Origin of the sequence: Rhodanobacter sp. MP7CTX1 (assembly GCF_014205795.1) — a bacterium.
Taxonomy (GTDB): Bacteria; Pseudomonadota; Gammaproteobacteria; order Xanthomonadales; family Rhodanobacteraceae; genus Rhodanobacter.
In genome coordinates this window covers 428,439-446,596 of record NZ_JACHCN010000002.1, presented here as the reverse complement: position 1 = coordinate 446,596, position 18,158 = coordinate 428,439, and the positions used below count along the sequence as shown (strand labels likewise).

The window sequence follows — 18,158 nt, the reverse complement described above, 5'->3', positions numbered from 1 at the left end:
TTGTCACGATCATGCCATGGCTCTACGGATAAGCGTATTCAATCCAGAAAGCTGGCAATCACGTCGTTGAGAAAACGCTGACCCAGGGGGGTGGTATGCAGTTGGTGCGGGCCTTCCCGCAGCCAGCCTCGCTTACGGGCGGCAGCCAGCATTGCGGCAATGCGCCCGGGCGGCAGCCCGGTGCGCTCGCTGAAGTCGGCTAGCGGCACCCCGTCGACCAGGCGCAACGCGTTCAGCATGTACTCGAATGGCAGCTCGGCTGCGCTGACCAGGCTATCGCCACCGATCCGCGCCGGGCCCCCTCTGGCCTCCATATAGGCGCGGGGCAGGCGGGTTTTCCAGCGTCTGTGCACCTGGCCGTCACCCACGTCGCTCCATTTGCCGTGCGCGCCGGCCCCGATGCCGAGGTAGTCGCCGAAGCGCCAGTAATTGAGGTTGTGCACGCAGCGGCGGCCGGGCTGCGCGTAGGCGGAGATCTCGTACTGGCCGTAGCCGGCTGCGGCGAGGCGCTGCTCGCAGGCTTCCTGCATCGCCCAGGCGTGATCGTCATCGGGCAGCGGCGGCGGGTTGGCCGCGAATGCGGTGTTCGGTTCCAGCGTCAGCTGATAATGCGAAACATGGGTCGGCTGCAGCGCGATCGCGCGTTCCACGTCGGCCAGCGCGCCATCCAGCAACTGCTGCGGCAGCGCATACATCAGGTCGAGGTTGATGTTTGTGTAACCGGCATCCTGGGCTGACTTCACCGCTGCTTCCGCTTCCACGGCGGAATGGATGCGGCCCAGGCGACGCAGCTTGTCGTCGTCGAAACTCTGCACGCCAAACGAAATGCGGTTGACTCCGGCCGCCAGATAGCCGTCGAAACGGCCATGCTCGACGGTGCCCGGATTCGTCTCCAGTGTGATCTCGCAATCGTCGACGAACGGCAACCGTGCGCGTGCGCCGTCGAGGAAACGCTCGATCAGCTCAGGGGCGAACAGGCTTGGCGTGCCGCCCCCGAAAAACACGCTGATGATGGGACGGCCCTGCACGGCCGCGCCGAAGTCGACCAGATCGGCATCCAGGTCGGCCAGCAGCAAGTCGGTATAGGCGTCATACGGCGGCGGCTCGCTGCGCACGCCGTGCGAATTGAAGTCGCAATAGGGGCACTTCTTCACGCACCATGGCATGTGCACATACAGCGACAGCGGCGGCGCGAGAAGGCTCACGGCTGTCGCTCGGCCAGTTGCGCATGTAGCTTCGCCAGCGCCTGGCCGCGATGGCTGAGCCGGTTCTTCAGGGCGGCATCCATCTCGGCGACGCTCTCGCTGCGGCCCTCGGGCAGGAATACCGGGTTGTAGCCGAAGCCGCCGGTCCCCCGACCCTCGTCCAAGATGCTTCCGTACCAGCGCCCTTCGGCGATCAGCGGGGCAGGGTCATCGGCACGATGCAGCAAGACCAGCACGCAGATGAAAAACGCGCCGCGTTGCCCGGGCGGCACTCCATCCAGGTCGCGCAGCAGTTTTGCGTTGTTGGCAGCATCGTCGCCATGGCCGCCGCTATAGCGCGCCGAGTACAGGCCTGGCGCGCCGTGTAGATGGTCCACGCACAAGCCCGAGTCGTCCGCCAGCGCCGGCAGGCCGCTCGCGAGCGCGGCGTGGCGCGCCTTGAGCAGGGCATTCTCGACGAAAGTCAGGCCGGTTTCCTCGGCATCCCCGATACCCAGGCTGCCCTGGCTGATCACTTCGAAACCGCTGTCGGCGAGCATCTCGTTGAATTCGACGAGTTTGCCCGGGTTGCTGCTGGCGAGAACAATGCGTTGCATAAACCGACTAGCCACCCTGCGCCAAGGCGGCACGCTGTGCGGCGACCAGCTCGCCGATGCCTTTTTCGGCCAGCGCCAGCAGTGCGTCCATCTCCTCGCGACGGAACGCATGACCCTCGGCGGTACCCTGGACCTCGATGAAGCCGCCGCCGTCGTTCATCACCACGTTCATGTCGGTGTCGCAGTTCGAGTCTTCGGCATAGTCCAGATCCAGTACCGGCATGCCCTGGTAGATGCCGACTGATACCGCGGCAACCGCGCCGACAATCGGATTGCGTTTGAGGTTTTCGCGCTTCATCAACACGTTCACCGCGTCGACCAGCGCCACATAGGCGCCGGTAATGGCCGCCGTGCGGGTACCGCCATCGGCCTGCAGTACGTCGCAGTCCAGCGTGATCACTCGCTCGCCCAGGGCCTGGCGGTTGATGCAGGCGCGCAGCGAGCGACCGATCAGCCGCTGGATTTCCATCGTGCGGCCGCCCTGGCCGCCGCGTGCGGCTTCGCGCTGCATGCGGGTGTTGGTGGCGCGTGGCAGCATGCCGTATTCGGCAGTGACCCAGCCCTCGCCCTTGCCGCGCAGCCAGGCCGGCGCACGATCTTCGACACTGGCCGTGCACAGCACGCGGGTGTCGCCAAAGCTCACCAGCACCGAGCCCTCGGCGTGGCGGGTGTAGTGGCGTTCGATGCTGACGGTACGCAGCTGGTCGCTGCTGCGGCCACTGGGACGGGCGACGGAATTCATGGGGTAGTTCCTGACTTCGCTTGGCCGGATTGGGCAAGGCGGGACGGGAGAGTTTACCATTGAGCACTTTTCCCACGTTCGGATGACCGCCGATGATCCGCAGCATGACGGCCTACGCCAGTGCAGAAACCACCGGACCCGCCGGCACGCTCAGTTGTGAGCTGCGCACGGTCAATCACCGTTACCTCGAGCTGAGCCCACGCCTGCCGGACGATTTGCGCAGCTTCGAGTCGCTCCTGCGCGAACGCATTGCGACGAAATTGTCACGCGGCAAGCTCGACATCACCGTGCGCCGCACCAGCGATTCGCGCACCGATTCGCTGCAGGTCAACAACGCGCTGCTGGCCCGATTGTCGGAATTGAACCTGGACATGGCGGCGCGATTCCCTGGCCTGCATGTGGAGTTCACCGAGTTGCTGCGTTTCCCCGGCGTGTTGCAGCAGAATGCGATCGATCCCGAATCCCAGCAGGCGGCGTTGTTCGACGTACTCGACCGCGCGTTGGACGCGCTCACCGCAACGCGTGAACGCGAAGGCGAGAAGCTGGGCGAGATTCTGCGCGACAAGCTCGACAGCATCGAACGCGTGGTCGCCGATGTGCGCGGCTGGATGCCACAGATCCGCGCGGCGTTGCGCACCCGACTGGAGACGCGACTGGCCGACCTCAAGCAGCCGGTGGAGCCGGGTCGGCTGGAGCAGGAACTTGTATTGCAGATCACCCGAACCGATGTGGACGAGGAGCTCGACCGGCTCAGTACCCACATCGGCGAAACACGCCGGGTGCTCGGCTTGCAGGAGCCGGTGGGCCGGCGGCTGGATTTCCTGATGCAGGAATTCAATCGCGAGGCGAACACGCTGGGCTCCAAGTCGGTCGACGCGCGCAGCACCAACGCCGCCGTCGAGCTGAAGGTGCTGATCGAGCAGATGCGCGAACAGGTGCAGAACATCGAATGAGCGCGATCGATTCCACCCGTAGTGACTTCACCGTCGACGAGGCCAGCAGCGAGCAGATCGAAGGCACCTTGTTCGTGGTCGCCGCACCCTCGGGCGCCGGCAAGTCCACGCTGGTCAATGCGCTGCTCGAACGCGAGCCGGCGATTTCGCTGTCGGTGTCGCATACCACGCGGCCGCCGCGCACCGGCGAGCTGTATGGACGGCACTACTATTTTGTCGAACGCGGTGAATTCGAACGCGAGGTTGCCGAAGGTATCTTTCTCGAACATGCCGAAGTGCACGGCAACCTGTATGGCACCTCGCGCACGACGGTCCAGGCGCTGCTGGCGCAGGGGCGCGATGTCCTGCTGGAAATCGACTGGCAGGGCGCCGGGCAGATTCGCCGAACCAAGCCCGATTGCGTCAGCGTGTTCATCCTGCCGCCGTCACGGACGGAACTTGAACGCCGCTTGCGTGGTCGTGGTTCGGACAGTGCCGAGGTGATCGAGCGCCGGCTGCACAATTCGCGCGAGGAAATCGCCCATGCGCACGAGTTCGACTACATCCTGATCAACGACGTCTTCGAGCGGGCGCTGGGCGACCTGCAGGCAATCGTGCGAGCGGTGCGCCAGCGCAGCGCGCTGCAGTGGCAACGGCATGAATCGTTGATTGTGGAACTGTTGGCGGCCGACCCCACATCTGAGTGACGTAACCCCTCGCTGCATGGCCTTCACACGCCTATTCAGCTACTTTGGCTCCTTTATCCTCGCAAGTTACCGCCCATGACCGAACCCGTTCGCGCCACGTCCGATGACAGCACGCTGGTGCGGGTCCGTGGCCTGACCACGGTGCTAAACGGCAAGACGATCTTCGATCGGCTGGACATGGATATCCCACGCGGCAAAATCACCGCGATCATGGGTCCCAGCGGCACCGGCAAGACCACCCTGCTCAAGCACATGACCGGGCAGATGCGTGCCGATGCCGGTGAGATTCTGGTCAATGGCAAGAATGTGCCCGACATGTCGCGTGAAGCCTTGTACAAGATGCGCGAGGGCATCGGCTATCTGTTCCAGAATTCGGCATTGCTGACCGATTTCGACGTGTTCGAGAACGTGGCATTTCCACTGCGCCAGCATACGAAGTTGCCGGAAGTGCTGATCCGCAACCTGGTGCTGCTGAAGCTGCAGGCGGTGGGTTTGCGTGGCGCGGCGCGGCTGCTGCCGAATGAGTTGTCCGGCGGCATGGCGCGCCGGGTGGCTCTGGCGCGCGCCATCGTGTTCGATCCCATGCTTATCATGTATGACGAGCCGTTTGTGGGGCTCGATCCGGTGGCCTTGAACCAGGTGCTCAAATTGATCCGCACGCTCAACCAGACGCTCGGCATCACCAGCGTGCTGGTGGCGCATGAACTCGACGCGATCAAGCAGGTGGCCGATCATGTATTCCTGATCGCCAACGGCAAAGTAGTCGCGCAGGGCGATCCGAAAACCATCGCCAATGACGGTTCGGCGTGGACCCGGCAGTTCTTCGGCGGCGAAGCGGATGGCCCGGTGCCGTTCCAGTACCCCGCCGGCGATTACGCGCAGGCACTGGGCTTTGGCGGAGCGGCAAAATGAACCCGCGCGCACCGCAAGGCAACAATGTAGTGACCCAGTCGCTGGCACAGATCGGCAACTGCGGACTGTTCCTGCTGACCCTGCTGGCGGCGATACCGCGCAGCTTCCGCTATGTGCGCGAAACGATTCGTCAGCTGTGGTTCGTCGGTGCGATGAGCCTGACGATCATCATGGTCTGCGGCTTGTTCGTCGGCATGGTGCTGATGCTGCAGCTATATCACGTGCTGTCGATTTTCGGTGGCACGTCGGCGAGCGGCATGGTGGTGGCGCTATCGGTTTATCGTGAACTCGGACCAGTGGTGACGGCGCTGCTGTTTGCCGGTCGCGCCGGCACCTCGATCACCGCCGAGATCGGCCTCATGCGCGCGACCGACCAGATCGATGCGATGGAAATGATGGCGGTCGATCCGATTGCATACGTCGCCACGCCTCGTTTCCTGGCAGGACTGATCGCGATGCCCTTGCTGTGCTGCGTGTTCTGCGCCATGGCGATCTTCGGTGGTCATCTGATTGGGGTGAGCTGGCTCGGCATCGACAACGGCACGTTCTGGTCGAACATGACGGCGGTGGTGGAAGTGCACACCGACATCGTCAATGGCGTGCTGTTCAAGAGCCTGGCGTTCGGTGCGGTGGTATCGCTGATCGCGGTCTACCAGGGCTTTACCACGCCGCCGACCAGCGAGGGCGTGGCCTATGCCACCACCCGTACCGTGGTGGCTTCGTCCATTGCGATCCTGGCGCTGGACTTCGTGCTTACCGCCTTCCTGATGTGACCGCGTCATGACGATTGCCCTTATGTACCTCCTTTCATCGAGTCATCCTTCATTGAGGACTGTGCCGTGAGCCAGCCAAGAAATTCCTACGCCGTCGGCACCGGCCTGTTCATCGTGCTGGGTTTTGCCGCGCTGGCCTATCTGGCCACGCAGACCACGTCGGTGGCGAATGTGCATCAAGGCGCCAGTTACACCGTCGATGCGCACTTTGCGAACATCGGGCAGCTGAAGGAACGCGCACCGGTGAAGATTGCCGGCGTGCGGATCGGCCAGGTGCAGTCGATCACGCTGGAGCCGGGTCGGGAGGTGGCCGATGTGAAGCTGGCAATCGACACCCACTACGACAAGATCCCGCAGGATTCGGTGGCGAGCATCTATACCAGCGGCCTGCTCGGCGACCAGTACATCGGCATCCGGTACGGCAGCTCAAAGAAAACCGTCGCTGACGGCGGTACGCTCGTGCTGACTCAGCCGGCACAGCAGTTGGAGGAAATGCTCGGCAAGTTCTTTGGTGCCGGCGGTGTCGCCGACAACCTGGGTGGCACGTATACGGTGAAGGCGAACTTCACCAATGTCGGCGCGCTTTCAGTGGGCGCCCCGGTGAAGATGGCCGGCGTGCCGATCGGCAGTGTGCAGTCGGTTATCGCCGATCCGGTGAAGCTGGACGCCGAAGTCACACTGGCGATCGACAAGCGCTATAACGCGATTCCCGACGATTCGGCCGCCGCGGTGTTCACCAGCGGTTTGATCGGTACCCAGTATGTTGCGATCCAGCCAGGCGGTTCACCGGACGCGCTCAAGGATGGCGATGAGATGGTGTTGACCCAGTCGGCGATGCAGCTGGAAGACCTGATCGGCAAGTTCCTGGTCAACGGTTCGTCAGGCGACAAAAAAGATGCCGGTAACGGCAAACCCTCAGAATCCCCCGCCCCAGCCGGCAAACATTGAACGAGCCGGTTTTGCTGAAGGAGTTACCCATGTTGCGCAGACTGGCTCTTGCCACCGCCCTTGCAATCGGCGCCATCGTTGCCGCCCCGGCGGCATTCGCCGCCCAGGACGCGGCTTCGACGAATGCACCCGCTTCCCAGCGGGCGCCCGAACAGATCGTGCAATCGATTGCCGACCAGTTGGCGAATGCCATCGATGGCCACCGTGAAGAGTTGAAGCACAATCAGGAAAAGTTGATCAACATCATCGACGAAGTGTTCCTGCCGAACTTCGACGTCGACTATGCCTCGATCCTGGTACTCGGGCAGCATGCCCGTGAAGCGACGCCGGACCAGCGCAATCGCTTCGCCAAGGCGTTCTACAACTCGATTACCCATCGTTACGCCCAGGGCCTGCTTGACTACACCCGGGGCCGCGTCAAGGTATTGCCGTTCAACGGCGACCTCAACGACAAGCGCACCGTCGTGCGTACCCAGGTCGTGATGGACGATGGCAAGCTGGTGTCGATCGACTACGCGTTCCGCAAGAGCCGCTCCGGCGACTGGAAGGCCTATGACGTGATCATCGAGGGCATTTCCTATGTCACCAACTACCGCAACCAGGTGGATGCGGAAATCCGCAAGGTCGGCATCGATCAGCTGATCAAGAACCTGGAGACCCAGGGCGAGAATGCGCTGAAGACGATGGAACAGGAAAGCAAGGGCGCGCAGTGACTACGGCTGTCGAACGCGAGGTCGTACTGAGCGCCACCACGCCGGGCACGCTCGCCGTGAGCGGCGTGCTGAGCTTCGATACGGCGGCTTCGGCGTTGCGGGAGATCCAGGCCGCGCTGGCTAAAGGCCCGGTGAACACGCTCGATCTGGCTGGTGTGCGGCATTGCGACAGCGCAGGGCTGTCGTGTGTGCTGGCGGTCGCTGCCGAGGCTGCGCGAGGTGGTGATGCGTTGAAGGTCATCAACGTGCCGGCCGGCATGCAGGTGCTGGCACAGGTCTGTGAGGTCGATCGTCTGCTCGGCTGAGCTGACGCGAAGATGCGCTAACGAAGAAGGGGCCCATGGGGCCCCTTCTTCTTTTTGATGTTCGAGTCGTCAGCGCCGACGGCTACTGTTTGTTGGCTTGATCGGGATGCTTGTTCTCCCACTGATGCTGTTGATCCAGCAATTGATCGGGATCGAAGTTCTTGTCGTCCAGCCCCTGCATCTGCTCGATGACCTTGTCCGGTGGATTACCGTCGTAGATCTGATACACGCGTTGCTGCCGGTAGGCGTCGCGGATGAAAACATAGGGGTCGTAGGCGGATGCCAGGAAGCTCTCGGCGTCGATCGCGCGCGCGCGCAGCGAAACCAGGTAGATCACTTCCGGGATGTAGTACTGGCCATCCTTGAAGTGGTGATTTTGCGAGTAGAGGCTCAGCGGATCGAAGAAATAGCTGTCGACCGGCAGTCGCCACACGTCGCGTACCGTGGTTGGGCCAACGAACGGCAGCACCAGGTAGTCACCATCCGGGATGCCCCAGCGGGCCAGTGTGATGCCGAAGTCATTGTCTTCCAGTGGCAGGCCGATCTGGCTGGCTGGATCGAAGAACCCACCCATGCCCAGCGTAAGGTTGACCAGGAACCGGCCGCTGCTTTGCAGCGCCTGTTTCGGGCGTGCCTGCAGCAGGTCATTGGCGACCGTGATGGGCATGCGGATATTGGTGAAGAAGTCGTTGACCGAGCGGCGTACCGGCGCATTGGTTATGCTGCGATAGCCCACGGCGACCGGGCGAACCACCGCCTGATCCAGTGAATCGTTGAACGCGAAGACCTTGCGGTTGACATGCTCCAGGGGATCGTCGGTGCGCGGTTTGGCGATGGTGCAGCCGGCCAGCAACGCGATAGCGAGCAACGGCAGCCAGCGGCTCAGGCAGAGGGAGCGGGGCAGTGAGGTCATCGGTGCAAGGGGATTCGCGGCGGGGACGGTATATTGTACTGGCTGGTTTTATATCTTGCACAGCTTTCAATCTGCTTTCGCCGTCCACATCCTTCGCGCGGGCAGCCAACCATCATACGCGCCGCGTCGGCTGCATTGCCAGCAAAGCACGCGCTGGCTACACTGTCAGACCATATAAGTCATTTATTCTTTGAGGATTTCGCATGGCACGTATTACCGTGGAAGACTGCCTCGAGGTGGTCGACAACCGTTTCGAGCTGGTGCTGATGGCGACCAAACGCGCGCGCCAGCTGGAAAAGGGTGCCGAGCCGGCCGTCAATCCCGGACAGGACAAGCCCACCGTGCTGGCCCTGCGCGAGATCGCCGAACGCCGTATCGATCAGGCCATGATCGACCAGATCGACAAGAGCGAGCGTGAGCGGGCCGAGCGCGAGGCGCTGGAGTGGGCCGCTGCCGAGGTTGACGACGACCTTTCCAAGGGCGGTGACGACTGATGGATGGCGGTTGCTGTAGCACGCGCGTCCATCGCACCGGCTTGCCGGGAGACTTTGGACGGGCCCTGAAGGGTCGCGCGCATACAGCCACCGTCTGGTTTTACCGCCGTTGTCGCGAGGTGGGTGCCTGAATCGGCCCCCGCAACGATGACCACGGCCACGCATCCCGCTTCCGCCGACATGTCTGTGTTGCCGCCGTATGTGCTGGCTCTGAAAGAGCGCATTGCCTACTTGCCTGAAGGGCAGGTCGAGCGCGTGCTGCGCGCGTTCCAGGTTGGCGCGCAGGCGCACGAGGGGCAGGAGCGCAAGAGCGGCGAGCCGTACATCACGCATCCGGTGGCGGTGGCCGGCATCCTGGCGGAACTCGGCCTGGATGCCGAAACGATCATCGCGGCGATCCTGCACGACACCCTGGAAGACACCGAGTTGAGCCGCGACGCCCTGGCTGCCGAATTCGGCGAGGTCGTGGCCGAGCTGGTCGATGGTGTGACCAAGCTGGACAAGATGCGCTTCGGCAGCCGCCAGGAAGCCGATGCGGAAAGCTTCCGCAAGATGCTGCTGGCGATGGCGCGCGATTTGCGGGTCATCCTGATCAAGCTCGCCGACCGCCTGCACAACATGCGTACGCTGGGCGCCAAGGATGCCGACTCGCGCCGCCGCATCGCCCGCGAGACGCTGGAAATCTTTGCGCCCATCGCGCAACGCCTGGGTATGAACAAGTTCAAGGCGGAGCTGCAGGATCTGGGCTTTCGCGCGTTATACCCGGATCGTTACCGGGTGATCAGCGAACGCATCCGTGCGGCGATCGGCAACCGCCGCGAAGCCATGGGCAAGATCGAGACGGCGCTGTCGATGCGGCTTACGGCCGATCATCTGCAAAGTCGCGTGGTCGGGCGGATCAAGTCGCCGTGGAGCATTTATTCCAAGATGCGTGGCGAGCACAAAAGCTTTGCCCAGTTGATGGATGTCTACGGTTTCCGCGTGGTCGTCGACAGTGCGATGAGCTGCTATATGGGGCTCGGCGCGGTGCACGCGCTATACAAGCCGGTCGACAAGCGTTTCAAGGATTTCATTGCGATCCCCAAGGCGAATGGCTACCAGTCGCTGCACACCGTGTTGCTGGGGCCGTTCGGCGCGCCGATCGAAGTGCAGATCCGCACGGCCGAGATGGACTCGGTGGCCGAGCGCGGTGTCGCCGCTCATTGGGCCTACAAGACGGACAGCGGCCCGGCCAACAGTGCGCAGGCGCGCGCACGCGAGTGGCTATCTTCGCTCGCTGATAGTTCGGCCAACACGGTGTCGTCGGAATTCATCGAAGCGGTCAAGATCGACCTGTTTCCGGACGAGGTCTATCTGTTCACTCCGCGCGGCGACATCCTCTCGCTGCCGCGCAATGCCACCGCATTGGACTTTGCCTACGCCGTGCACACCGATGTCGGCGATCACGCGGTGGCCGCGCGCGTCGACAAGAAACTACTGCCGCTGCGCACGCGACTGGAATCCGGCCAGCTGGTGGAAATCATCACCGCGCCGTCGGCGATGCCGAATCCGGCGTGGCTGGAATCCGTGGTCACCGGCAAGGCGCGCACCGCGATCCGCCAGTACCTGAAACATCTGCAGCACGAGGACGCGGTCGACTTCGGCCATCGCATGCTCGATCGCGCGCTGGATGCGTTGGGCAGCAGCCTGGACGGTATTCCGGCGGCGGTGCTGGATCGCTTCCTCGAGGCATCCAAGTTCAAGCGGCTGGAAGAGCTGCTGTCCGACATTGCGCTGGGCAACCGAATGCCCGACGTGGTCGCCAACCAACTGCTCGCGTCGCGTGGCAAGAAAGCTGGCAAGCTGCCGCAGGCCCCTCAGCATGTGCAGGAGAAAATCCGCATTACCGGCGCCGAGCGCGGTGTGCTGAGTTTCGCCAATTGCTGTCATCCGCTGCCGGGCGACGACATTATCGGCTACCTGTCATCAGGCAAGGGCATCGTGGTGCACCGCGAGGAATGCCCGAATGTGATCGAATTGCGCAAGTCACCGGAACGCAGCGTGGCGATCGAATGGGATCGCGATGTGCAGGGTGACTATCGCGCGCAACTGCGCATCGAAGTCATCAACCGTCCCGGCGTGCTCGCCACGGTGGCTGCCGCGATCGCCGCGGCCGACTCGAATATCGAGAACGTGGAATACGTCGAGCGCGACGCCGCCGCTGCGACGCTGCTGTTCGCGATGGAAGTGAAGAACCGCAAGCACCTGGCCGACGTGATCCGCCGCGTGCGCCGCACCGGCGTGGTCAGTGGCGCCTACCGCTATCCGTTGTAAAGCGGGGAGGGGCGAGGGGCGAGTAGCGAGGGCGTCGCCTCAGAGTTCAAGGTTGCGCCCTCGCTACTCGTCCCTCGCCCCTCGCTCGCTCTACACTTGCGTTTTGCCCGAGGGTTTCCCATGTCCCGCAGCATCATCGCCACTGATCAGGCACCGGCCGCTATCGGCCCGTATTCGCAGGCCGTGCGTCATGGCAACACGGTGTATTTCTCGGGCCAGATTCCGCTCGATCCGGCGACTGCTGCGCTGGTCGAAGGCGATATCACGGCGCAGACGCGACGCGTGTTCGACAATCTCGACGCCGTAGCCAAGGCGGCCGGCGGCTCGCTGGCGCAGATCGTGCGGGTGGGCATTTACGTCACCGATCTGGCGAATTTCGCCGCGGTCAATGCCGTCATGGCCGAATATTTTCAGCCGCCGTACCCGGCGCGTTCCACCATCGAGGTGTCGGGTCTGCCGAAGGCGGCTCACGTCGAGGTCGACGCGGTCATGATGCTGGACTGATCGCAGCCAGCGGCCAGCGCTGACAGTTGTCGGCGACATCCCCGCTGATGTCCGTCTTACGGCGACGGGCCGTGCTCGGTTAGGCTTGGATGTGATGACCACCCGCACCGCCCGTTCCGCTCCCATCGCTGGCACTGACCCGGGCATCGCTCCGGTCACGGTGCTTGCCGGCGTGGGCCCTTCGCTGCTTGCAGCGCTGTCCCGGCTCGGACTGGAGCGGGTGCAGGATCTCTGGTTCCACCTGCCATTGCGCTACGAGGACAAGACGCGGGTCACCGCCATCGCCGATCTGCGCGTAGGCGAGCGGGCGCAGGTCGAAGGTGTGGTCGAGGCGGTCGAGCGCGGCTTCCGTTATCGCCCGCAGTTGAAGGTAGCGATCGGCGATGCGAGCCAGCAGACCCTGCTGCTGCGCTTTTTCCATTTCAATCGGGCGCAGGCCGAGCAACTGCTGCCCGGCACCCGCCTGCTCTGCTTTGGCGAAGTACGGCATGGTGCGCAGGGACTGGAGATGGTGCATCCGCAATATCAGCGGTTGAGCGGCGACGATGCGGTCACGGTCGATGAATTGCTGAGCCCGATCTATCCGACCACCGAGGGGCTCGGGCAGAAGCGGCTGGCCAGCGTGATCGGCAAGGCGCTCGCGTTGCTGCCGCCGGCTGCGCAACTGGAGTTGATCCCACCCGAGCTGTGTGCCGAACACGGTCTGACATCATTGCGAGATGCCTTGCTGTACGTGCATCGACCGCCGCCGGATGCGCACCTGGGCCAGCTCATGCTCGGCCATCATCCGGCGCAACAGCGCCTGGCGTTCGAAGAGTTGCTGACCCAGCACCTGAGCCTGAAGCGCATGCGCGCGGCGGTGCGTCTGCGACATGCGCCAGCGCTCGGCGGCGACCACCATTTGCGTCAGCAGTTGCTGGCCGGCTTGTCGTTCGCGTTGACGGCAGCGCAGCAGCGCGTCGGCGCGGAAGTCGCGCAGGATCTCGCGCAGTCCAAGCCGATGTTGCGGCTGGTCCAGGGCGATGTCGGTTCGGGCAAGACCGTGGTCGCGGCGTTGGCCGCCCTGGCCGCGGTGGAGTCGGGCTATCAGGTCGCGCTGATGGCGCCGACCGAGCTGCTGGCCGAGCAGCACCTGCGCAATTTTCAGCACTGGCTGCAACCGCTCGGCGTCGATGTCGAATGGCTGGCCGGCAAGGTCACCGGCAAGGCCCGTACGGCCGCGCTCGCGCGGGTCGCTGCGGGAGCGCCGGTGGTGATCGGAACGCACGCGCTGATGCAGGAAGGCGTTGCGTTTGCGCGGCTCGGATTGGTGATCGTCGACGAGCAGCACCGCTTCGGTGTGCAGCAGCGACTGGCACTGCGCGACAAAGGCAAGGAAGGCGAGCAGGTGCCGCATCAACTGGTGCTGACCGCTACGCCCATCCCGCGAACGTTGGCGATGAGTGCATATGCCGATCTGGACGTGTCATCGATTGACGAGCTGCCACCCGGTCGCACGCCAGTACAGACCATCGCTATTTCGAATGCGCGCCGGTTCGACGTGATCGAACGCATTCACGCCGCCTGCGGTGAAGGGCGGCAGGTGTATTGGGTGTGCACGTTGATCGAGGAGTCCGAACAGCTGCGCGCGCAAGCGGCCGAAGTGGCACACGCCGAACTGTCGGCCGCTCTGACCGGCTTCAAGGTCGGTTTGATCCACGGTCGCATGAAGCCGAAGGAAAAGCAGGCCGTGATGGATGCGTTCAAGAGCGGCGAGCTGTCCGTGCTGGTGGCGACTACCGTGATCGAGGTTGGCGTGGATGTGCCTAACGCCAGCCTGATGGTGATCGAGAACAGTGAGCGACTCGGGCTGGCCCAGCTGCATCAATTGCGCGGTCGGGTCGGTCGCGGCATGCTCGCTTCCAACTGTGTGCTGCTGTATCAGCCGCCACTCGGTCAGCTCGCACGCGAGCGGCTGCAGGTGATGCGTGAAACCAGCGACGGTTTCCGCATTGCCGAGAAGGATCTGGAACTGCGCGGTCCGGGTGAAGTACTCGGCACCCGACAGACTGGCCAGCTGAGTTTTCGCATCGCCGATCTTGCGCGCGACGCCCATTTGCTGCCCGCCGTGCAGCAGGTTGGTGAACGGATGCTGGCGAAGCATCCATTGCAGACCGAGCGGTTGATCGAGCGCTGGATCGGCGGCGCCGCGCGCTATGTGCACGCGTGAGAGTGGGCTCGCTCATTCAGCGCGTGCGGGGTCATTCGTTCGTCCACCCGATACACTAATCCGCCCGACCTCAACAGGCCACCATGACCAAGCCGCAACTGCTGATTGATACCGATCCGGGCGTCGACGACGCGCTGGCGATCCTGATGGCGCACGCGCATGCCGATATAGCCGGCTTGAGCATTGCTGCCGGCAATGTGGGACTGGGCCATACCGTGCGCAATGCGCGCACGCTGGTCGACCTGCTGGGCGCCAGCACGCCGGTGTTTGCCGGTTGTTCCACACCGTTGGTACGAGCGCCCAGCGAAGATGCTGCGTTCGTGCACGGACAGGACGGTTTTGGCGATGTAGGTTTTCCCGAGCCTAAAGCGCTGCAGACAGATGAGTCGGCCGCCCTGGCCTTGTTGCGATTGACCCGCGAGCGGCCGGGTGAGTTGACGCTGGTGGCGCTCGCCCCATTGACCAACCTCGCGCTCGCGTTGCGGCTCGATCCCACGTTGCCCGATCGGGTCGCCCGGTTGGTGGTGATGGGTGGCGCAGTCACCGGCCACGGCAACACCGGCAACGTACCGGCAGAATTCAATATCGGCTTCGATCCGGAAGCGGCGCATGTCGTGTTCGAGGCGTTTCCACAGTTCGATCTGGTCGACTGGGAAGCGACCTTGCGGCACGCGTTTGACGAAGTGCAGTTCGATGCGTGGCTGCAGGTTGGCGACCACCGCGCCGATCTCTACGGCCGCATATCGCGCACGGCCCGTACGTACAACCTCAAGCATGCCCGTCGCGGGGTGATTGCGGCCGACGCGTTGGCAATGGCAGTGGCGATCGATCCATCGATCGTCACGCGCAGTGAGACGCGCGCCGTTGCGGTGGAGTTGGATGGACGGCTGACCCGGGGTGCGACCGTCGTCGATTGGGCTGGGCGGCTGGGCCGGCGCGCGCAGGCGAAGATCGTGCTGGAGGTCGATCAGGACCGCTTTGCCGCCATGGTACGGCACGCGCTCGGGGCGGAAACCTGACGTTCCGTATGGAGGTCTACCCATGCTCGATAGCGTTCGAACCGGCACGCAAACAGCTTCCGGCATGGCTTCCTTGGGCCATTCAGCAGGTTCTCTGGGCACCGGAGGGTTGCGGTGAAGGTGGATCGGCCGTTACAATGCCGCTCTTTTCACCATCGCTTTAGAGCCTGCCATGAAGCCCGATATCCATCCGAACAACAAGCCGGTGGTGTTCCAGGACCTGTCGTCTGACTTTGCGTTTCTGACCAAGTCGACCATGTCCAGCAAGGAAACCATCAAGTGGGAAGACGGCAATGAGTACCCGCTGATCAAGGTGGATATCTCCAGCCATTCGCACCCGTTCTACACCGGCAAGCAGAAGACGCTTGACGTGGGCGGTCGCGTCGACAAGTTCCGTCGCCGCTATGCGGGCGCTGCCAAAGAGTAAGCGCTTGCGCGTGGCCATCTTCATTGATGGCCCGCCAGATCTCGGTTGATCAGATTCGATCTGAACAGATCGGATTCAATCAGAACAGAATCAAGACGCGGGGCGAGTGCAGGCTTGCCCCGTGTTTTTTCGTGCCTGCGGTTTGTCCATTCGTCGTCGAATGTTGGCTGGACCTTGTGCGATAATGGGGAGTGCCAGACGCCGCGGCGTCCGTTGCACGGCATGCTTTCCCCGGCGTACCACGCCAAGCATTCCCCAAGCCGGCCGGCGCCGCATCACGGTTGCCCCGGTTGACCCACATGAAGGAGGTTTCCGTGTCCGACCCCAAGATCGTCAAGCTGGTGGATGAGTCGAGCAATCGCAGCAGTGAACTGCCGCTGATCAGCGGTACGCTCGGGCCTGCATGTATCGACATTGGCACTCTGTACAAGGACACCGGCCACTTCACTTACGATCCGGGCTACGGCAGCACCGCCAGCACCAAGAGCGCGATCACTTACATCGATGGCGACGAAGGTGTGCTGCTGTACCGTGGTTACCCGATCGAGCAGCTGGCCGAGAAGTCCAGTTTCCTCGAGGTGTCCTATCTGCTGCTCAATGGTGAGCTGCCGAACAAGACGCAGTTCGAGGGCTTCGAGCACGAGATCACGCATCACACGATGATGCATGAGGCGCAGAAGAACTTTTTCCAGGGCTTCCACCACGACGCGCATCCGATGGCCATGCTCGCCGCCGCGGTCGCCTCGCTGTCGGCGTTCTATCACGATGACCTGGATGTGGAAGATCCCGCCGATCGCAAGCTTGCCGCGATCCGCCTGATCGCGAAGATGCCGACCATCGCTGCCGCCTGCTTCCGTTATTCGGTGGGCTGGCCGATGCGCTACCCGCGCAACAACCTCGAGTACGTCACCCGCTTCCTGCACATGATGTTCGAGGTTCCGAGCGAGCCGCTGGAGATGAATCCGGTGGCGGCGAAGGCACTCGATCTGTTGTTCATCCTGCACGCCGACCATGAGCAGAATGCGTCCACCTCGACCGTGCGTCTGGTCGGTTCCACGGGTGCCAATCCGTACGCATCTGTCGCGGCTGGTATCACGGCGTTGTGGGGTCCGGCACATGGCGGCGCGAACGAGGCGGTGCTCAAGCAGCTCAAGGAAATCGGCACGCCCGACAATGTCGAGACGGCGGTCAAGCGTGCGAAGGACAAGAATGACAGCTTCCGCCTGATGGGCTTCGGCCATCGCGTCTACAAGAACTTCGATCCGCGCGCCAAGATCATCCGCGAGATGTGCCACAAGGTGCTGGCCGAACTGGGCGTCAACGATCCGCTGCTCGATGTGGCAATGAAGCTCGAAGAGGCGGCGCTGAAGGACGACTACTTCGTCGAGCGCAAGCTGTATCCAAACGTCGATTTCTACTCCGGCATCATCTACAAGGCGCTGGGCATCCCCACCGAGATGTTCACCGTGATGTTCGCCATCGCGCGCACCTCCGGCTGGATCTCGCACTGGATCGAGCAGCACGAAACACCGGGATCGCGCATCGGTCGTCCGCGTCAGATCTACACCGGTGCCGGCGTGCGCGATTACCTGCCGACGGCCAAGCGCTGACGCGAACGGGTCCACGCTGATGTAACGACAAACGCCCCGGCCTGGTCCGGGGCGTTTGCGTTGTGCGCTATGCGCGGTGCAGACATGCTCCCTCCTTCTGCGTGCCCCGAAGAAGGGAGTCCCTTGTTCGGGGCATGCAGAAGAGGAGGGGGCAGCCGGCTCAGCGCAAGGCCATGCTCAGCTGTTGTTCGAATGCATCGTCGGAGTCTTCGGCCAGCAAGATTTCCACCTGTGCCAGCGAAGCGCGGCGCATGGGCCGATCGTCGGCCCGGTCCAGCGGTGCCTGACGTAGCGCATCGCGTGGCAGCACGGTCAGATCGAACGGCAGCTCGTCGGCGGCAAACAGCAGCACCGGGTATTCGGGCTGGTCGTCGCGGTTGTTGCGCAACCGCCGCGTTTGCGTCTCGATCGGCACGCCGTGCTCGCGCAGATAAAGTCCAACCGCGTCGGGGTCGTCGCTGAAAACGTGCAGGCACACGGCCGAGTGCGCATCCGCGGTGCCTTCGAGTACGGCGCCGACCAGTCTTGGCTCGAACGAGGCAAGAAATTGCATGGCCTCGACCGCTGCTTCTCGCCGCTGTTTGAGCAGCTGTGGCTGACTGTCGGCGAGAAACAGGCGTTGGTGTTCACGCAGCGCATCCTCGATCTCGAGGTTGCGCGGAAGTGCCTGTGTATCGAGGATGCCCAGGCGTTCGGCGGCCTTCAGCTTGGCGTGATGAAAATCGCGGATGCCGTGCTCGCTCATCAGGCGAGCGGCTTCCTGGGCTATGCGTAACCGGTTGCGTCGCAGTCGGTCATGCGCGTGGATGCGGTGATGTTCGCCTCGGGACATGGCA

Annotated in this window: 19 protein-coding genes; 14 read left to right on the top strand and 5 right to left on the bottom strand. The window is 63.3% G+C overall.

Annotated elements, in window-relative coordinates; all coding sequences use genetic code 11:
• Positions 1–38: 38 nt before the first annotated feature.
• From hemW to rph, 3 genes are read right to left on the bottom strand one after another with little or no spacing between them, the layout of a single operon-like run.
• Positions 39–1,205 (bottom strand): radical SAM family heme chaperone HemW, encoded by a 1,167-nt coding sequence (gene hemW, locus HDE77_RS04560; protein ID WP_184415965.1) that lies wholly within the window; start codon positions 1,203–1,205, stop codon positions 39–41.
• A complete protein-coding gene (gene rdgB / locus HDE77_RS04555) occupies positions 1,202–1,801 on the bottom strand; it encodes an RdgB/HAM1 family non-canonical purine NTP pyrophosphatase (RefSeq protein WP_184415964.1) in 600 nt (199 codons plus the stop codon). The genes hemW and rdgB overlap by 4 nt, the downstream gene beginning before the upstream one ends.
• Before the next feature lie 7 nt (positions 1,802–1,808).
• Complete coding sequence (gene rph / locus HDE77_RS04550; RefSeq protein ID WP_184415963.1) at positions 1,809–2,543, bottom strand: ribonuclease PH; 735 nt, start codon at positions 2,541–2,543, stop codon at positions 1,809–1,811.
• 92 nt (positions 2,544–2,635) lie between these two features.
• On the opposite strand from rph, the gene HDE77_RS04545 reads away from it, so the two are divergent.
• The 7 genes from HDE77_RS04545 to HDE77_RS04515 all read left to right on the top strand — a co-directional run bounded on the left by HDE77_RS04545 (position 2,636) and on the right by HDE77_RS04515 (position 7,833).
• Positions 2,636–3,496, top strand: coding sequence for a YicC/YloC family endoribonuclease (locus tag HDE77_RS04545; RefSeq protein ID WP_184415962.1), 861 nt, complete (start codon positions 2,636–2,638; stop codon positions 3,494–3,496).
• Entirely contained in the window at positions 3,493–4,182 is a 690-nt protein-coding gene (gene gmk, locus HDE77_RS04540) for a guanylate kinase (RefSeq protein ID WP_184415961.1), read from the top strand. The genes HDE77_RS04545 and gmk overlap by 4 nt, the downstream gene beginning before the upstream one ends.
• Positions 4,183–4,257: 75 nt before the next feature.
• Positions 4,258–5,094, top strand: a complete 837-nt coding sequence (locus HDE77_RS04535) for an ATP-binding cassette domain-containing protein (RefSeq protein WP_184415960.1) — start codon at positions 4,258–4,260, stop codon at positions 5,092–5,094.
• Positions 5,091–5,867 (top strand): lipid asymmetry maintenance ABC transporter permease subunit MlaE, encoded by a 777-nt coding sequence (gene mlaE, locus HDE77_RS04530; protein ID WP_184415959.1) that lies wholly within the window; start codon positions 5,091–5,093, stop codon positions 5,865–5,867. The genes HDE77_RS04535 and mlaE overlap by 4 nt, the downstream gene beginning before the upstream one ends.
• Positions 5,868–5,933: 66 nt before the next feature.
• A complete protein-coding gene (mlaD, locus tag HDE77_RS04525; protein ID WP_184415958.1) occupies positions 5,934–6,815 on the top strand; it encodes an outer membrane lipid asymmetry maintenance protein MlaD in 882 nt (293 codons plus the stop codon).
• Between the two features lie 29 nt (positions 6,816–6,844).
• Positions 6,845–7,528: an ABC transporter substrate-binding protein gene (locus HDE77_RS04520; protein ID WP_184415957.1), complete on the top strand. Its 684-nt coding sequence runs from the start codon at positions 6,845–6,847 to the stop codon at positions 7,526–7,528.
• Positions 7,525–7,833: an STAS domain-containing protein gene (locus HDE77_RS04515; protein ID WP_184415956.1), complete on the top strand. Its 309-nt coding sequence runs from the start codon at positions 7,525–7,527 to the stop codon at positions 7,831–7,833. The genes HDE77_RS04520 and HDE77_RS04515 overlap by 4 nt, the downstream gene beginning before the upstream one ends.
• An 82-nt stretch (positions 7,834–7,915) precedes the next feature.
• Here HDE77_RS04515 and HDE77_RS04510 read toward each other — a convergent pair whose 3' ends face one another.
• The gene (locus HDE77_RS04510) at positions 7,916–8,746 is read right to left on the bottom strand and encodes a VacJ family lipoprotein (RefSeq protein ID WP_184415955.1); all 831 of its coding nucleotides are present in this window, start codon (positions 8,744–8,746) and stop codon (positions 7,916–7,918) included.
• Between the two features lie 203 nt (positions 8,747–8,949).
• Here HDE77_RS04510 and rpoZ point away from each other — a divergent pair, with 203 nt between their 5' ends.
• The 7 genes from rpoZ to HDE77_RS04475 all read left to right on the top strand — a co-directional run bounded on the left by rpoZ (position 8,950) and on the right by HDE77_RS04475 (position 17,322).
• A complete protein-coding gene (rpoZ, locus tag HDE77_RS04505) occupies positions 8,950–9,240 on the top strand; it encodes a DNA-directed RNA polymerase subunit omega (protein ID WP_184415954.1) in 291 nt (96 codons plus the stop codon).
• A gap of 147 nt (positions 9,241–9,387) precedes the next feature.
• A complete protein-coding gene (locus HDE77_RS04500; RefSeq protein ID WP_184415953.1) occupies positions 9,388–11,553 on the top strand; it encodes a bifunctional (p)ppGpp synthetase/guanosine-3',5'-bis(diphosphate) 3'-pyrophosphohydrolase in 2,166 nt (721 codons plus the stop codon).
• Between the two features lie 120 nt (positions 11,554–11,673).
• Positions 11,674–12,057 (top strand): RidA family protein, encoded by a 384-nt coding sequence (locus HDE77_RS04495; protein ID WP_184415952.1) that lies wholly within the window; start codon positions 11,674–11,676, stop codon positions 12,055–12,057.
• A 94-nt stretch (positions 12,058–12,151) separates the two neighbouring features.
• On the top strand, positions 12,152–14,266 hold the full coding sequence (gene recG, locus HDE77_RS04490; protein ID WP_184415951.1) for an ATP-dependent DNA helicase RecG: 2,115 nt from the start codon (positions 12,152–12,154) through the stop codon (positions 14,264–14,266).
• Positions 14,267–14,349: 83 nt separating this feature from the next.
• A complete protein-coding gene (locus tag HDE77_RS04485; protein WP_184415950.1) occupies positions 14,350–15,285 on the top strand; it encodes a nucleoside hydrolase in 936 nt (311 codons plus the stop codon).
• Positions 15,286–15,457: 172 nt separating this feature from the next.
• Positions 15,458–15,712, top strand: coding sequence for a type B 50S ribosomal protein L31 (locus HDE77_RS04480; protein WP_184415949.1), 255 nt, complete (start codon positions 15,458–15,460; stop codon positions 15,710–15,712).
• A 314-nt stretch (positions 15,713–16,026) separates the two neighbouring features.
• On the top strand, positions 16,027–17,322 hold the full coding sequence (locus HDE77_RS04475) for a citrate synthase (RefSeq protein ID WP_184415948.1): 1,296 nt from the start codon (positions 16,027–16,029) through the stop codon (positions 17,320–17,322).
• A 160-nt stretch (positions 17,323–17,482) separates the two neighbouring features.
• Here the strand turns inward: HDE77_RS04475 and HDE77_RS04470 are convergent, their stop codons facing one another.
• On the bottom strand, positions 17,483–18,154 hold the full coding sequence (locus tag HDE77_RS04470) for a hypothetical protein (RefSeq protein WP_184415947.1): 672 nt from the start codon (positions 18,152–18,154) through the stop codon (positions 17,483–17,485).
• Positions 18,155–18,158: the final 4 nt, after the last annotated feature.

Excerpts from the sequence above, each read along its gene's own strand:
- rdgB (WP_184415964.1), bottom strand. The coding sequence starts at position 1,801 with ATGCAACGCATTGTTCTCGCCAGCAGCAACCCGGGCAAACTCGTCGAA.
- rph (WP_184415963.1), bottom strand. The coding sequence starts at position 2,543 with ATGAATTCCGTCGCCCGTCCCAGTGGCCGCAGCAGCGACCAGCTGCGT.
- HDE77_RS04545 (WP_184415962.1), top strand. The coding sequence starts at position 2,636 with ATGATCCGCAGCATGACGGCCTACGCCAGTGCAGAAACCACCGGACCC.
- gmk (WP_184415961.1), top strand. The coding sequence starts at position 3,493 with ATGAGCGCGATCGATTCCACCCGTAGTGACTTCACCGTCGACGAGGCC.
- HDE77_RS04535 (WP_184415960.1), top strand. The coding sequence starts at position 4,258 with ATGACCGAACCCGTTCGCGCCACGTCCGATGACAGCACGCTGGTGCGG.
- mlaE (WP_184415959.1), top strand. The coding sequence starts at position 5,091 with ATGAACCCGCGCGCACCGCAAGGCAACAATGTAGTGACCCAGTCGCTG.
- HDE77_RS04520 (WP_184415957.1), top strand. The coding sequence starts at position 6,845 with ATGTTGCGCAGACTGGCTCTTGCCACCGCCCTTGCAATCGGCGCCATC.
- HDE77_RS04510 (WP_184415955.1), bottom strand. The coding sequence starts at position 8,746 with ATGACCTCACTGCCCCGCTCCCTCTGCCTGAGCCGCTGGCTGCCGTTG.
- rpoZ (WP_184415954.1), top strand. The coding sequence starts at position 8,950 with ATGGCACGTATTACCGTGGAAGACTGCCTCGAGGTGGTCGACAACCGT.
- HDE77_RS04500 (WP_184415953.1), top strand. The coding sequence starts at position 9,388 with ATGACCACGGCCACGCATCCCGCTTCCGCCGACATGTCTGTGTTGCCG.
- HDE77_RS04495 (WP_184415952.1), top strand. The coding sequence starts at position 11,674 with ATGTCCCGCAGCATCATCGCCACTGATCAGGCACCGGCCGCTATCGGC.
- recG (WP_184415951.1), top strand. The coding sequence starts at position 12,152 with ATGACCACCCGCACCGCCCGTTCCGCTCCCATCGCTGGCACTGACCCG.
- HDE77_RS04485 (WP_184415950.1), top strand. The coding sequence starts at position 14,350 with ATGACCAAGCCGCAACTGCTGATTGATACCGATCCGGGCGTCGACGAC.
- HDE77_RS04480 (WP_184415949.1), top strand. The coding sequence starts at position 15,458 with ATGAAGCCCGATATCCATCCGAACAACAAGCCGGTGGTGTTCCAGGAC.
- HDE77_RS04470 (WP_184415947.1), bottom strand. The coding sequence starts at position 18,154 with ATGTCCCGAGGCGAACATCACCGCATCCACGCGCATGACCGACTGCGA.